This is a genomic window from Stenotrophomonas sp. YJH_SMC_69 (assembly GCF_059370495.1).
This window is the reverse complement of sequence record NZ_JCAFTS010000001.1, coordinates 271,502-284,135: the sequence shown is the minus strand read 5'-3', so window position 1 is coordinate 284,135 and position 12,634 is coordinate 271,502. Positions and strand designations below refer to the sequence as shown.

Here is a 12,634-nt window from a genome sequence, read left to right as displayed (position 1 = left end):
GGTGATGGCAGTACCGGGCGCGCTGCAGGGGGGGCTGCTGCTCCGCACCCTGTTCTGCCTCGCGTTGGGCATCCCCGCGCTGCCGTCCGCCGCTGCGGCCGAGCAAGCGGGCACCCTGAAGGTCGATGTTGGCTCAGGCCCGCTGGCGCCGGCCCTGCAGCAATGGGCGCGACAGAGCGGCATTGCCCTGCTGTTCGATGCGCGTGAGCTGGATGGCCTGCGCACGGCCGGCACCCGTGGCCACCGCGATGCGGCCGCGGCCCTGAAGGAACTGGTCGCGGGCATGCCGGTGAACATCCTGCGTACGCCTGCTGGCGGATTCGTCGTCCGCCGCACCCGCCCCGCGCCGCCATCGCCACCGTCGGTCGCGGCACGCGCCACGCCCGCAGCACGTTCGCCACACAAATCCGCCGACGCGCCGCCGCAGGTGGAACTGGCGCCGATCCATGTCACCGGCAGCCGGCTGCCGCGCACCTCCGTGCAGACCACGCTGCCGGTCACCATCATCGACCGCGATGACATCCTGCGCAGCGGCTACGGCAGCCTGTTCGACCTGCTGCGGCACTTGCCGGGCATGAACGGCCACCCGGCGATGAGCACCTCGCGCAGTGGCGATTCGCAGTACCTGCCGGTGGGTGCGGCCACCACCACCAGCCTGGACGGCATGGGCCCGCGTGCGACCCTGTTCCTGGTCAATGGCCGTCGCCTGCCACGCTATCCCATGGTGTCGCTGGAACAGGGTGGGCTCACCGATCTTGGGGGAATTCCGCTCAGCTTCGTCGAACGCATCGAGCTGGTACGTGGCGGCGCCTCGGCCATCTATGGCGCCGACGCGATGTCCGGCGTGGTCAACATCATCCTGCGCGACCAGGCTGACGGCCCGGAAGCCATGCTGCAGACCGGCCTGAGCGGGCGCGGCGACGCTGGCCAGTATCGCGTGCAGGCGGCCACCGGCGGCGTGCGCGACGGAGGGGACCGCTGGTTCGCCGGCATCGACCTGCACCGCATCGACCACGTGGCCGGTGATCGCCGCCAATGGCATGCGGAAACCTCGCAGTACCTGATCGGCGCGTTCCGCGATGGACGCTACTGGCCGGCAGAACGCTGCGAAGGCCCATTGACGCGGCGCGATGGTGCCTGCTGGTTCGACAGCGCCCGACCACGCTCGCTGCAACCGGCCTCGGATACCGCCTCGGCCTACCTGCGCTACCGGCATGAGCGCGGCGAAGGTCGCTATGCCTACGCCGAGGCGCGGGCCAGCCACAACCGGCAACGCTTCGACCTTGGTCCAACCGCCGTTGCCATCGGCCTGTACGGGTTCACCTTCAACAGCGTGCTGCGCGAAGCCGGCAACGTGCGTCCGCATGTACGTGCCACCGACGCCGACGTCACCTTCGGCATTGGCCGCGACCAGGGCCGGCGCAGCTGGGATGCCGGCATCAGCGCACAACGCAGCGATGTCAGCCTGTCCACGTCGGGCACCGTGCGCGCCGAGCCCCTGCTGCGGGTCGCCGAGACACTGGATTTCCTGCCCGGCTTCACCTCGTTGCCGGCGGGCGCGGCCGAGCAGTTGTTCCCGTCGATCCGCAATCGCGGGCGCACCGAGCAGTGGCAGGGCTGGTGGGGCATGCAGCGGGAGCTGATGCCATTGGCCGGCGGTGCTGCACAGCTGGCCACCGGCATCGACCTGCGCCAGGAGCGCTGGACCTCGCATCCCGACGCCCTGCTGAGCCAGGGTGACCTGGCGCTGGGCCTGCCGCAGGAGCAGCGCCACCTGGCGCGCCGCAGTGGCGGCGCCTACGCCGAACTCGGCCTGCCCCTGGCGCACACGCTGCGCATGGACCTGGCCGCACGCTGGGACCGCGACGGCGACTACCAGGCCTTTTCGCCCCGCGTGGGCGTGCGCTGGAGCCCCACGCCCCAGTGGTCCTTCCTGCTTGCCAGCGGGCGCGGCTATCGTGCGCCCAGCCTGTTCGAACAGCGGCGTCCCCCGGGCTACTTCGGTGCGATCGAGCTGCCGGCCTCCAGCGCCCTGCCCGACTGCGCGCAGAGCAGCGGCAACGGGCGCTGCAGCGTCACCGTGGACGTGGTGGAGAACGATGCGTTGAAGGCCGAGCGGTCGCGCAGCCATTCCCTGGCCGCGACCTGGACGCCGACCGATACGTTCTCGCTGTCACTCACCCACAACATCGTCGAACTGCGCAACGAGATCCTGGCCCTGCAACCGGCCGACGCGGTGTGGAACCCCGGCACCTGGGAGCTGGACGAGGACGGCCACCTGAGCAACCTGCGCCTGTCCTTCGACAACATCGGCCGCACCACCTCGCGCAACTTTGTACTGCGCGGGGAGTACCACATCGATACCGGCAACACCGGCCAGTGGCTGTTCTCGCTCGATGCGCTGAAGCAGCAGGAACTGCGCCGCGAACGTGGCCATGATGCAACGGTGGACCTGCGCGGCCATGTCACGCCGACGATGGCCGCCGTGCTGAACGTGCAGTGGCAGAACAGCAACTGGGACATCGCCCTGCGCGGCAACCAGGTGGGGCGCACGCGCGCCTGGCTGCCCGGTGCGGAATGCCCGGAGGAACAGCGCGAGCAGAACCACTGCATGAACCCCCGGCAGCTGCGCTGGAACCTGCATCTCGCACGACGCCTGGGGCCGCGCGTGGTCGCCGCGCTGGACGTGCACAACGTGCTCGACACGCAACCGGTGAACTATCTGGTCGGCAACGGTGGCCAGATGCCGGGGCTGGACGATCCGCTCGGCCGCTACTTCCTGCTGACCCTGCAGATCCGCTGAGCGTAGTACCCTACGCGCCCTGTTCCATCGGTTCCCCACCACCCCATGAAGGCCTATCTCTGGTTCTGGGGCGCGTTCCTGCTGTTCTTCGCGTTGCCCTTCCCCTGCATCCTCTATGTCGGCACGTCGTGGCCGGTGCAACTGGCCGACCGCAGCGCGCCATGGCTGGCCCTGCTGCTGCTCGCGCTGTCGGTGATCCTGTGGCTGGCCCTGCTGCTCGCCTTCCTGCACTACCTGCTGCTGGGCCCGCCGCGCGCGCTGCATCGGGTGCGCACCACCCTGGCCGGCGGTGAGCCGCGCGACGCGTTGATCGAACAGGCCGAGCCGACCGGCGTGCACGTGCGCGGCTTCGCGCAGTGGAAGCTGCAGCTGGGCTTCCAGAACCTGTCCGGCACGCCCATCAACGAACAGATGCTGGTGGTGGACAGCAAGCCGCAACTGCAGCGTTTCGTTGCCGGCCAGCGTATCGAGGTACGCCTGAGCCGGATGCCGGGCGCGTTCCCCAACGTGGTGCTGGAGGGGGCGCAGCCCGAACTGGATGTCGCCAGCCTCTGGCGTCGTGGTGTCGGCGCAGCGATCGGCATCGTGGCGGTGGCCAGTGCCTATGTGGCCGCCTATCGGCTGCAGAGTGAGGGACTGGGCTGGACCTTCCTGTCGCTCGGTCATCCGCTGCTGGTGTGCCCGCTGGTGTTGTGCGGCTACGCGCTGGGCCTGCGCCTGCTCGGCCGGCTGCTGCAGGCCGACGCCCGCGGTGACGCGCTGAAGTATCGCGGCATCGGCGTGGATGCGAAGGTGCTGAAGCTGCGCCAGACCGGCACCTATCTCAACGAGCAGCCGCAGGTGGAGTTCCAGCTGGAATACATCGACCGCGAAGGTGGCGTGCAGCAGGTGAGCGTGCGCCGCTTCATCCCGTTGATCGAGCTGGCCAATCTTCCGCGCGAGCGGGTCACGCTGTTGTACGACCCGGAAGATCGCCGCAACGTTCGCCTGGAGAGTGTATGAAGCAGCCGCCCTCGACCCGGCTGGTGTTCTCCGTGGTGTTGCTGGTGCTGGCCGGCGTCGCCGTGGCTGGCGGAGCCCTGCAGACGCTGGGCGAAACACTGGGCCATTCGGTGCAGGCCAACAGCGCAAGCGCGCCGATCGCCATGCCGCCAGCGCGCGAGAGGCCCGCTTCGCTCGCGCCGATGACCGAGCCGCGGTTGCCGCCGGTGCCCGAACGCAACAACCGGTTGTTCGATGCGGACTACCTGCTGGCCGCCCGCCAGGCACTGGAACAGATGCCTGCGCTGGCCGGGCACCGGCTGACGGTATTCCACAGCATCCACTTCTACGACGATGGCCGGATCAATCTGGACCTGGTGGATCCGCAGCAGCCGTCGCGCGTGGACAGCTACCACTTCGAACGCGGCCAGTGGCGCAAGGGCGACCCGGTCAATCCGCAGCGCTTCGCGCCCACCATCACCCTGCGCCGCAGCAGCACGGCGCTGGCCAACATCGATTTCGAGGCGGTGCCGCGCGTGGCCCAGGCACTGCAGGCACAGCGCAACGCATTGATGGGCACTCCCGGTGAAGTCGGCCACGTCTATGTGATCGTGCGCAAGGGTGGCACTCTGGTCTGGCTGCCGGACGAAGTCGCCGGTGATCGCCAGTCCGCACGCCTCTCTTTCGACGCACAAGGCCGTTCCGGCAACGCGACCCTCCGATAGTCAACGCGAAAAGGGGACGGAGGGGATTAAGTCGTTTGTGCCTTGGTGCCGTCTGCGACTTAATCCCCTCCGTCCCCTTTTTGCTGTTTCACGGAGCGGGCGATGGCGTACTGCGCGCCGTAGTACGTGGACAGCACCAGCAGGCTGGCCAGTGGCAGGCCGCCGGCGAAGCGGTCCCAGGCCAGCAGCGAGTCGCTGGCGACGAACAGCAGCGCACCGGCGGCCGCCCAGCGGGAGCTGCTGGCATCCATTGCATCGGTGTGCGGTCGCCGCCACTGGCGTGCGAGCGCCAGGACCGCCATCGAGGCTAGCACCACCACGTATGCCAGCACCGGAATGCGCATCGGTGCGGGCAGGTGCGGCCACAGACCAAGTACATTGAGTACAGCGAACGCACCGAGCAGGACGCTGGCGGCGAGCAGGCCACGCCCGGCACGCAGGCCATCGCGGAAGGCGACGATGTAGCAGAGGTGCGCCAGCAGGAACGCGACCAGCCCCGGCACGAACGCATCCACCGGCAACATCAGCGCGATATCCCCCACGCACGACAGCAGCATGCCAGCCAGCACCGCGCGTCGGTAGAACGGCTGCGCTGGATCATGCACGCGCCAGGCGATGCCAGCGATCAGCAGCGTGGTGGTCGGCTTGGCCAGCCAATGCAGCCAGCGCCCGTCGCCGTGCAGGAACGCACCGAGGATGGCGAGGATCGCCATCAACAGGATCACGCCATCGCGGGCGCGCGGTTTCATCGTGCCTTCCACAGGTCCGCAAGGCGGTCAGGCTTGCCGGCGATACGCTCCAGCACCGGGTACTGCAGGCCACCGTGGTAGGCGATGTTCATCGTTTCGATGCGGTCGAACTGCTTCACCAGCAGTACGATCGGCGCCTTGTCCTTCGCCGCCGCAGCTACCGCATCCTTCAAGCGCTGGCTGCTGTACTCGCGCCCGCCAACGGCAATCAGCTTCATGCCCGGCGCCAGGCCAGCATTGAACGCCGGGCTGTCCCAGATCACGTCGCCGACCACGCCGCTGTCGAGCACGGTCGCACCCAGCGAGTACGCCAGCAATGCCGCCTTGGCGCGTTTTTCCTGCGCCTTGTAGGCATCGTTCGGCGTATCGCGGTAGACCAGCTTCCAGCCCGCCAGTTCCAGGCCGCCGGTCAACGAACCGTGGCCGTCCAGGCGCCCGCGCAGGAACGTCGCCCAGTCATACGGCGCTATGCCGTTCAAGGTCGCGACCACGTCGTCGAAGGTGTACGGGTTGACGTCCCAGTCGCCGTTGCCGACGCCGAAGAACGCACGTGCGAAGTCATCCAGGCTACGCCGGTTGCCGCTCAGTTCGCGCAGCTTGCCCTCCACTTCCAGCCACAGCATCTGGCCGCCGGAGTAGTAGTCCTCGCTCATCTGATAGTTGCGGTAAGGCAGCGTGCGGCGCTGCGCGATGGTCGGGTCATTGGTGGTGTCCTGCAGCGGCCGCCAGGCCAGGCCCGGGCGACCACGGTCATAGGTCGCGGCCACGTTGGCCAGCATGTCGCGCGCCTGCGCGGTCGACCACAGCCCTGAACGCGCCGCCAGCACCTGGCCCCAGAACTGGGTCTGGCCTTCGTAGACCCACAGCAGGCTGTCGCCCATCGGCGTGTTGAAGTTGGCGGTGGCGAGATCCGCGCCGCGACGGTACTTGCCGTTCCAGGAATGGGTGTACTCGTGCGGCAGCAGATCGCGCATCCACGCGTTGTTGTCCCACTCGGTGAAGTAGCCCGGGTCGGCGCTGTTCTCACTGGAACGGTGATGCTCCAGGCCGATGCCGCCGAGGCGGTCGGTCAATGCCAGCAGGAACTCATAGTGGTTGTAGTGCCGCGCGCCGTAGAGCTTGTCGGCCTGCTGCACCAGCGCGCGGTGCATCGTGATCTGCGCCTCGCTCGGCTTCAGCGATTTGGCGTCGTCGGCAAACACGTTGAGGTGCACCGGCACCTTCGCGCCCGGATCGAGATCGATGCGCTGGTAGTGCTCGCCGGCAAACAAGGGCGAATCGACCAGATGGTCATAGGAGATCGGCTTGAACACCACGGTGTCACCGTCGCGGCGCGCGGTCTCCAATGCAGTGGCGAACGACCAGCCCCTGGGCAGGGTCACGCTGGCCTGCGCCTGCAGCTGGCGCGCGTCGATGCCGGCCGGATACAGCGAGTTGGCGTTCCACTGCAGGTTGAGCATTTCCGGGGTCATCACCACCCGGCCCTGGCTGCCGCCCTGCGAGGACAGGAAATCGAAGTGGGCGACGATCTCGCTCACGCCCTCCGGCACGTCCACCTTGAACGCATAGACGTTGTACTGGTCACGCTGCCAGGCCAGCGGCTTGCCGTTGGCGGTCACGCGCAGGCCGGCCAGCTTGTCGATCGGGCCGGTGGGCGAATGGTTGCCGGGAATCCACTGCGGGTACAGCAGGGTCATCGGGCCGGGCGTGGCCGGCACGGTGGCGGTCACCTTGAAGATGCGCCGGGCCAGATCGCGCGCGTCCACATCGATGCGCAGCAGTCCTGGGGCTGCCGCGTTGGCCGGTGGCGAGGTCTGCGCAAGTGCAGGCGTGGCCGCCAGCGCGAACAGCAACGACATCGCCAGGGCTCGGGTCTTCATCAGGCAGTTTCCAACAACGGGGAATCCTCCGATGCTAGGCCTGTGCGATGGCCGGCCCCATGGCCAAAGGTCATGGGCGGTGCGCCCACCCGGCCATGCCAAAGGCGTGCGAACCAAGGTTCGCACCCACCAGATCAGTTTCGGTTCGCACCCACACCGGGTAGTGGCGGGCCGTACCCTGCAGACGTCCTTCCGCGCTCAGTCGACCAGGCGCAGGCGCAGTTCCTTCGGCAGCGCGAACACCATCGATTCCGGTTCGCCGTCCAGCTCGCCCACGCCGGTGGCGCCCAGCTCGGCCAGGCGCGCCAGCACGCCATCGACCAGCACCTGCGGCGCCGAGGCGCCGGCGGTCACGCCGATGTGCTGCTTGCCTGCCACCCATGCCGGGTCGATCTCGTGCGCACCATCGATCAGGTACGACTCCACGCCTTCGCGGCGGGCCAGCTCGCTCAGACGGTTGGAGTTGGAGCTGTTCGGCGAACCGACCACCAGCACCAGGTCGCAGCGCTTGGCCAGGTCGCGCACAGCATCCTGGCGGTTCTGCGTGGCGTAGCAGATGTCGTCGTTCTTCGGGCCCTGCATCGCAGGGAACCGCTCGCGCAGCGCATCGATGATGCCGCGCGTGTCATCCACCGACAGCGTGGTCTGGGTGGTGTAGGCGAAGTTTTCCGGCTGGTTGATCTGCAGCGTCGCGACCTGCTCGACATCCTCGACCAGGTAGATCTGCCCGGTCCCGGCTTCGCGGTTCCACTGGCCCATGGTGCCTTCCACCTCCGGGTGACCGGCGTGGCCGATCAGCACCACGTCACGGCCGGCACGGCAGTGGCGGGCGACCTCGAAGTGGACCTTGGTCACCAGCGGGCAGGTGGCGTCGAACACCTTCAGGCCACGGCGCTCGGCTTCCTGGCGCACGGCCTGGGACACGCCATGCGCGCTGAAGATCACGGTGTTGTTGTCCGGAACCTCGTCGAGCTCTTCGACGAAGATCGCGCCGCGCTGCTTCAGGTCGTCGACCACGAAGCGGTTGTGCACCACTTCATGGCGGACATAGATGGGCGCGCCCAGCGTTTCGATCGCGCGCTTGACGATCTCGATCGCACGATCGACACCGGCACAGAAACCACGCGGGTTGGCGAGCAGCACATCCATCAGTTCAGTCTCCCGGCGGCAGCCGGCTTACGGTTTCGGGTTGGCATTATCCGCCTTTTTGGCGGACTTGCCGTCGAACAGGCCAAACAGCGCGATGCCGATGGCACCCACCACGATGGCCGAGTCGGCGATGTTGAACGAGGGCCAGGTGTAGCTGCCCACGTACCACTGGATGAAGTCGACCACGTGGCCGTGCACCTGGCGGTCGATCACGTTGCCGATGGCGCCACCGATGATCAGCGCATACGGCACCGCGGCCTTCCAGTTGCCGCGGGCGGTGCCGCGCAGCCACCACGCCATCAGCCCGCTGATGGCGATCGCCAGCGCGGTGAAGAAGTACTTCTGCCAGCCACCCGCGTCGCTCAGGAAACTGAATGCCGCGCCGGTGTTGTAGGTGCGGTACCAGTTCCAGAAGCCGTCGATGACCACCACCGGCTGGAACTCCGGCAGGCTGGACAGCACCCAGGCCTTGGACCACTGGTCCAGGCCGATGATGGCCACCGACAGCAGCAGCCAGACCAGGGCGTTCGGATGCGGACGGGGCGCGGCCATCAGAACCAGCTCCGCACTTCGCCGGCGCCGGTCACGTTGCTCACGCAACGGCCGCACAGCTCGGGATGGTCGGCGTTGCTGCCGACGTCGGCGCGGTGGTGCCAGCAGCGCACGCACTTGGCCTTGGTGGTCGGCTGGGCGCTGACGAACACCTCGTCGGTGGTCGCCGGGCGCACCTGCACGTCGCCACTGATGAACAGGAAACGCAGTTCATCGGCCAGCGGCTGCCAGCGCGCGGCCTGTTCTTCGCTGGCGGCGATGGTGATCTCCGCTTCCAGCGCCGCACCGATCGCACCGTTGGCGCGCATCGGCTCGAGCACCTTGGCCACCTGCTCGCGCACGGCCAGCAGCTGGTCGAAGTCGGCGGCATTGAGCTGGGCATCGGCCGGCAACGGCGCCAGGCCGTCATACCAGGTGGTGAACAGCACGTGGCCGGCGCGTTCGCCCGGCAGGTAGCCCCACAGCTCGTCGGCGGTGAAGGTCAGGATCGGCGCCACCCAGCGGGTGAACGCTTCGGCGATGTGGTACATCGCGCTCTGGGCCGAACGGCGACCGTGCGAATCGGTCGGCATGGTGTACAGCCGGTCCTTGGTCACGTCCAGGTACAGCGAGCCCAGGTCCACGCTGCAGAAGTTCAGCAGCAGCTGCACGATCTCGGCCATGTTGTAGCCGTCGTAGGCCGCCTTGATCTTCTCCTGCAGCTCCCACGCGCGATGCACGATCCAGCGGTCCAGCGCGACCATCTGCTCGAGCGGCTGCAGGTGCAGCGCCGGGTCGAAACCGTCCAGGTTGCCGAGCAGGAAGCGCGCGGTGTTGCGCAGGCGGCGGTAGGCGTCGGCGTTGCGCTTGAGGATCTCCTGCGACAGCGACATCTCGTTGCTGTAGTCGGCCGAGGCGATCCACAGGCGCAGGATGTCCGCGCCCAGCTTGTTCATGATGTCCTGCGGCTCGATACCGTTGCCCAGCGACTTGGACATCTTGCGGCCGTGCTCGTCCACGGTGAAGCCGTGGGTCAGGCACTGCTTGTACGGGGCGCGCTTGTCGATCGCCACGCCGGTCAGCAGCGAGGACTGGAACCAGCCGCGGTGCTGGTCGGACCCTTCCAGGTACAGGTCGGCCGGCTTGCCGAAGCCACGCGCGGCGAGCACGCCTTCATGGGTCACGCCCGAATCGAACCAGACGTCGAGGATGTCGGTGACCTTCTCGTAGTCGGCCGCGTCGGCACCGAGCAGTTCGGCGGCGTCCAGCGAATACCACACGTCGATGCCCTCGGCTTCGACGCGGTCGGCGACCTGCTGCATCAGCTCCACCGAACGCGGATGGATCTCGCCGGTCTGGCGGTGGGTGAACAGTGCGATCGGCACGCCCCAGGTGCGCTGGCGCGAGATGGTCCAGTCCGGGCGACCGTCGACCATGCTCTGGATGCGCGCCTTGCCCCAGGTCGGGAACCAGCCGACGGTGTCGATGGCGGCCAGCGCATCGTTGCGCAGGTTGGCCTTGTCCATCGAGATGAACCACTGCGGAGTGGCGCGGAACACCACCGGCGTCTTGTGGCGCCAGCAGTGCGGGTAGCTGTGGCGGATCGGATGGAACGCCAGCAGCGAACCGTTGTCGCGCAGCACGCCGACGATGGCCTCCTGCGCCTTCCACAGGTGCTGGCCCGCCAGCACCACGTCACCGGCCGGCGGGGTCGATTCCAGGTACACGCCGCGGCCGTCGATCGGAGTGACCTGGCCAGCGTTGTACTTGTCCAGCAGGCCGTACTTCTGGCTGACCACGAAGTCTTCCTGGCCGTGGCCGGGGGCGGTGTGCACCGCACCGGTACCGTCCTCGTCGGAGACATGGTCGCCATTGAGCACCAGGATCTCGCGCTCCGGGTAGAACGGATGCGCCAGCAGCTGGTTTTCCAGCGCAGCGCCGGTGGTTTCACCGTGCAGCACCACTTCGTCCACGCCATAGCGCTGCAGCGCGCGCTCGGCCAGGGCCGCGGCCAGCACCAGCCAGCGGCGCTTGCCGTTGTGGGCCGGGCCTTCGGCCAGCACGTAGCGGATCTCCGCGCCCAGCGACACCGCCAGCGAGGCCGGCAGCGTCCACGGGGTGGTGGTCCAGATCGGTACGGCCACTTCGACGTCGGCCGGCACGCTCACGCCGAACGCCTGGCCGATGGCCTGCGCATCACGTGCGGCGTAGGCCACGTCGATCGCCGGCGATTCCTTTTCCTGGTACTCGATCTCGGCCTCGGCCAGCGCCGAGCCACAGTCGAAGCACCAGTACACCGGCTTGGCGCCGCGGACCAGGTGGCCGTTGGCCACGACCTTGGCCAGCGCGCGGATCTCGTTGGCTTCGAAATCGAAGCTCAGGGTCTTGTACGGGTTGTCCCAGTCACCGGTCACGCCCAGGCGCTTGAAGTCCACGCGCTGGATGTTGATCTGCTCTTCGGCGAACTCGCGGCACTTCTGGCGGAATTCGACGGCGTCAAGCTTGGTGCCGACCTTGCCCCACTTCTTCTCGACCGCTATCTCGATCGGCAGGCCATGGCAGTCCCAGCCCGGCACGTAGGGCGCATCGAAGCCGGCCAGGTAGCGCGACTTGACGATGATGTCCTTCAGGATCTTGTTGACCGCGTGGCCCAGGTGGATGCGGCCGTTGGCGTATGGCGGGCCGTCATGCAGCACGAACAGCGGGCGGCCGGCGGCGTTGTCGCGCAGCTGCTGGTAGAGCCCCTGCTCTTCCCACCGCGCCAGAATGCCCGGCTCGCGCTTGGGCAGGTCGCCGCGCATCGGGAATTCGGTGGCTGGCAGGTTCAGGGTGGTCTTGTAGTCCTGGCTCACGCAGTGGCTCGCAATCTATGTTCGGAAAGGATGGCGCGCGCCTGTTCGGCGTCGCGGTGCATCTGGTCGGTCAGCGCCGCCAGATCATTGAATTTCTCTTCGTCGCGCAGCTTGGCGACGAACTCCACGTCGATGTGGCGGCCGTACAGGTCGCCCTGGAAATCGAACAGGTGGGCTTCCAGCAGCGGCTCCACGCCCTCCACCGTCGGCCGCGTACCGAAGCTGGACACCGAAGGCCAGGGCTGGTCGAACACGCCGTGCACCCAGGTCGCGTAGATGCCCGACAGTGCCGGGGTCTTCGGGAAGCGCAGGTTGGCGGTGGGGAAGCCCAGCGTACGGCCGAGCTGGCGCCCGCGCACCACCCGCCCGCTGATCGCGTAGGGGCGGCCGAGCAGGTCGTTGGCGCGGGCGAAATCGCCCTCCTGCAGCAGCTGGCGGATGCGGGTGCTGGAGATGCGCTCGCCATGCAGGTCCACCGCTTCGATCTCGCCCGCGGTGAAGCCGAGTTCGGCGCCCATCTCCTGCAGCAGTGCCAGATCACCGCGGCGGCGGTTGCCGAAGCAGAACTCGGGCCCGATCCACACTTCGCGGGCGCCCAGCCGGTGCACCAGCAACCGGCGCACGAAGGTCTCGGCCGGCATCGCCGCCATCGCCGCGTCGAAACGCAGCAGGCCGATCGCATCGACGCCGAGCTCGCGCAGGATCTCGACCTTGCTGCGCGCCAGGGTCAGCCGCGGCGGCGGCGTGCCCTGGGCGAAGAATTCACGCGGCAGCGGCTCGAATGCCACGGCCACTGCGGCCACGCCCAAGGCGCGCGCGCGGGCAACCGCGTGGCGGACCAGCGCACGATGGCCCAGGTGGAGGCCGTCGAATGCACCGATACAGACCACGCTTCCGTTGGGGAACAGCTCCCCGCCCTCGACGCTTCTGAACAGCCTGCTCATCAACTCTCGTTCCGGCCCGA

9 protein-coding genes are annotated in these 12,634 nt (G+C 68.0%); 3 read left to right on the top strand and 6 right to left on the bottom strand.

Annotated elements, in window-relative coordinates:
* Positions 1 to 4: 4 nt before the first annotated feature.
* From AC5P8F_RS01365 to AC5P8F_RS01355, 3 genes are read left to right on the top strand one after another with little or no spacing between them, the layout of a single operon-like run.
* The gene (locus AC5P8F_RS01365) at positions 5 to 2,803 is read left to right on the top strand and encodes a TonB-dependent receptor plug domain-containing protein (protein WP_495227561.1); all 2,799 of its coding nucleotides are present in this window, start codon (positions 5 to 7) and stop codon (positions 2,801 to 2,803) included.
* A 45-nt stretch (positions 2,804 to 2,848) separates the two neighbouring features.
* Positions 2,849 to 3,805, top strand: a complete 957-nt coding sequence (locus tag AC5P8F_RS01360; protein ID WP_346601143.1) for a hypothetical protein — start codon at positions 2,849 to 2,851, stop codon at positions 3,803 to 3,805.
* Entirely contained in the window at positions 3,802 to 4,509 is a 708-nt protein-coding gene (locus AC5P8F_RS01355) for a hypothetical protein (RefSeq protein WP_049441217.1), read from the top strand. Before AC5P8F_RS01360 ends, AC5P8F_RS01355 begins: the two co-directional genes overlap by 4 nt.
* A gap of 59 nt (positions 4,510 to 4,568) precedes the next feature.
* Here AC5P8F_RS01355 and AC5P8F_RS01350 read toward each other — a convergent pair whose 3' ends face one another.
* The 6 genes from AC5P8F_RS01350 to AC5P8F_RS01325 all read right to left on the bottom strand — a co-directional run bounded on the left by AC5P8F_RS01350 (position 4,569) and on the right by AC5P8F_RS01325 (position 12,614).
* Positions 4,569 to 5,258 (bottom strand): lysoplasmalogenase family protein, encoded by a 690-nt coding sequence (locus AC5P8F_RS01350; protein ID WP_169410923.1) that lies wholly within the window; start codon positions 5,256 to 5,258, stop codon positions 4,569 to 4,571.
* Complete coding sequence (locus tag AC5P8F_RS01345) at positions 5,255 to 7,138, bottom strand: M61 family metallopeptidase (RefSeq protein WP_346601144.1); 1,884 nt, start codon at positions 7,136 to 7,138, stop codon at positions 5,255 to 5,257. Before AC5P8F_RS01345 ends, AC5P8F_RS01350 begins: the two co-directional genes overlap by 4 nt.
* A 198-nt stretch (positions 7,139 to 7,336) precedes the next feature.
* Positions 7,337 to 8,287, bottom strand: coding sequence for a 4-hydroxy-3-methylbut-2-enyl diphosphate reductase (gene ispH, locus AC5P8F_RS01340; RefSeq protein WP_005408565.1), 951 nt, complete (start codon positions 8,285 to 8,287; stop codon positions 7,337 to 7,339).
* A 27-nt stretch (positions 8,288 to 8,314) separates the two neighbouring features.
* Positions 8,315 to 8,839: a signal peptidase II gene (gene lspA, locus AC5P8F_RS01335; protein WP_014646377.1), complete on the bottom strand. Its 525-nt coding sequence runs from the start codon at positions 8,837 to 8,839 to the stop codon at positions 8,315 to 8,317.
* Positions 8,839 to 11,670 (bottom strand): isoleucine--tRNA ligase, encoded by a 2,832-nt coding sequence (gene ileS, locus AC5P8F_RS01330; RefSeq protein WP_111206925.1) that lies wholly within the window; start codon positions 11,668 to 11,670, stop codon positions 8,839 to 8,841. Before ileS ends, lspA begins: the two co-directional genes overlap by 1 nt.
* Complete coding sequence (locus AC5P8F_RS01325) at positions 11,667 to 12,614, bottom strand: bifunctional riboflavin kinase/FAD synthetase (RefSeq protein WP_014646375.1); 948 nt, start codon at positions 12,612 to 12,614, stop codon at positions 11,667 to 11,669. The genes ileS and AC5P8F_RS01325 overlap by 4 nt, the downstream gene beginning before the upstream one ends.
* Positions 12,615 to 12,634: the final 20 nt, after the last annotated feature.

What these genes read in the sequence shown, in the direction of transcription:
- AC5P8F_RS01360 (WP_346601143.1), top strand. Translation starts at nt 2,849, where the DNA reads ATGAAGGCCTATCTCTGGTTCTGGGGCGCGTTCCTGCTGTTCTTCGCG.
- ispH (WP_005408565.1), bottom strand. Translation starts at nt 8,287, where the DNA reads ATGGATGTGCTGCTCGCCAACCCGCGTGGTTTCTGTGCCGGTGTCGAT.
- lspA (WP_014646377.1), bottom strand. Translation starts at nt 8,839, where the DNA reads ATGGCCGCGCCCCGTCCGCATCCGAACGCCCTGGTCTGGCTGCTGCTG.
- AC5P8F_RS01350 (WP_169410923.1), bottom strand. Translation starts at nt 5,258, where the DNA reads ATGAAACCGCGCGCCCGCGATGGCGTGATCCTGTTGATGGCGATCCTC.
- AC5P8F_RS01355 (WP_049441217.1), top strand. Translation starts at nt 3,802, where the DNA reads ATGAAGCAGCCGCCCTCGACCCGGCTGGTGTTCTCCGTGGTGTTGCTG.
- AC5P8F_RS01365 (WP_495227561.1), top strand. Translation starts at nt 5, where the DNA reads ATGGCAGTACCGGGCGCGCTGCAGGGGGGGCTGCTGCTCCGCACCCTG.
- AC5P8F_RS01345 (WP_346601144.1), bottom strand. Translation starts at nt 7,138, where the DNA reads ATGAAGACCCGAGCCCTGGCGATGTCGTTGCTGTTCGCGCTGGCGGCC.
- AC5P8F_RS01325 (WP_014646375.1), bottom strand. Translation starts at nt 12,614, where the DNA reads ATGAGCAGGCTGTTCAGAAGCGTCGAGGGCGGGGAGCTGTTCCCCAAC.